Annotated in this window: 2 protein-coding genes; one reads left to right on the forward strand and one right to left on the reverse strand. The window is 69.6% G+C overall.

Going from position 1 to position 1,324, the window contains the following annotated elements; genetic code table 11:
• A partial coding sequence (locus tag FKP22_RS30615) for a PepSY-associated TM helix domain-containing protein (protein WP_141291958.1) occupies nt 1–783 on the forward strand: 783 nt, incomplete at its 5' end.
• Nucleotides 784–911: 128 nt separating this feature from the next.
• On the opposite strand, the gene hscB is transcribed toward FKP22_RS30615, so the two are convergent.
• Nucleotides 912–1,324: Fe-S protein assembly co-chaperone HscB (hscB, locus tag FKP22_RS30620; protein WP_141291959.1), on the reverse strand; the 413-nt coding region annotated here is incomplete at its 5' end.

Raw genomic sequence — 1,324 nt, forward strand, 5'->3', positions numbered from 1 at the left:
CTGCACAGCCGGCTGCTGGCTGGCGAGACCGGCCACCTGATCATTGGTAGCGGTGGCCTGCTGCTGCTGGCGCTGGCGATCAGCGGCGTGGTGCTGGCCTGGCCGCGCCGCAGCAGCCGCGAGGCCTGGCGCCGCACGCTGAGCATCAAGACCGATGCCTCGGCCGTGCGCCTGTGGTTCGATGCTCACCGCGCGCTGGGCCTGTGGTTGGCGCCGCTGCTGCTCTTGCTGCCGCTGACCGGCGCGATGCTGGTCTTCAGCGACAGCGCTCGAACTGTTGTGTCGGCGGTGCTGCCTACACAGCCGCGGCAGGCAAAGCCGATGACGGTCGATGCCAAGGATACAGGCCCATCTGCGCCCAGCCCAGCGCTGCCATTGGATGAGCTGGTGCAGCGCGCGCAGGCCCGCTTTCCCGCCGCCACCTGGTCACGCCTGAGCCTGCCGGCCAAGGCCGGTGCGCCCATCGAGCTTCGCTTGCTGCAGGCCGGCGAGCCACGGGTGGACACCGGCAACACCCGCGTGCGACTGGACGCCAGCGGCCGGGTGCTGAGCCAGTCGGACCCTCTGCACGCACCGGCAGGCAATGTGCTGCTGGACTGGGTCTTCCCGCTGCACAGCGCCGAAGCCCTGGGGCTGCTCGCGCGGCTGCTGTGGACGGTGTTCGGCCTGCTGCCTGCCCTGCTGTTCGGCACCGGCCTGTGGCTGTGGTGGCGCCGCAGGCGGGCCAGCGCAGCCAGCCGCGCGCGCAGCCGCCCGACATCTGCCTCGCCTGGCAGTTATTGATGTTTTCAAAATTCGTGATACAGCCCCCCGTTCGGGCTGAGCCTGTCGAAGCCGGCGCGTACCTCGACGCAGGCACTTCGACAGGCTCAGTGCGAACGGATTCAAAACTGTCTCGAACAAGGAAAGCCTCAATAAGGCAGCACTGAAGCAGCGTCCAGCCGGTCCTGCCGGTCGCACAAGTCCTCGGAAAAGCGCGCCACGAACATCAATGCCCGCACCTGGGCGGCGGCGGCCGGCCAGTCCTGCCGCTGGTCGATGAGCTGATCCAGCGTGGCCAGCATGGCGCGCTGATGCGCCTGCACCTCGCTGGCCAGCGTGGCCACCGCCTGCGCGGTGGTGGCGGCTTCCAGCGCTTCGCGCCAGGCCATCTGCTGCATCAGGAAGGCCACCGGCATCGCGGTGTTGCGCTCGGCGTCCAATGGCACGCCATGCAGCTGGCACAGGTAGGCGGCGCGGGACAGCGGCTGGCGCAGGCGCTGGTAGGCCTCGTTGACGCGCAAGGCCCATTGCATGGCCAACCGCTGCGCCGCCGCACCGGCGC

Origin of the sequence: Ideonella azotifigens (assembly GCF_006519715.1) — a bacterium.
GTDB classification, from domain to species: Bacteria; Pseudomonadota; Gammaproteobacteria; order Burkholderiales; family Burkholderiaceae_C; genus Ideonella; species Ideonella azotifigens.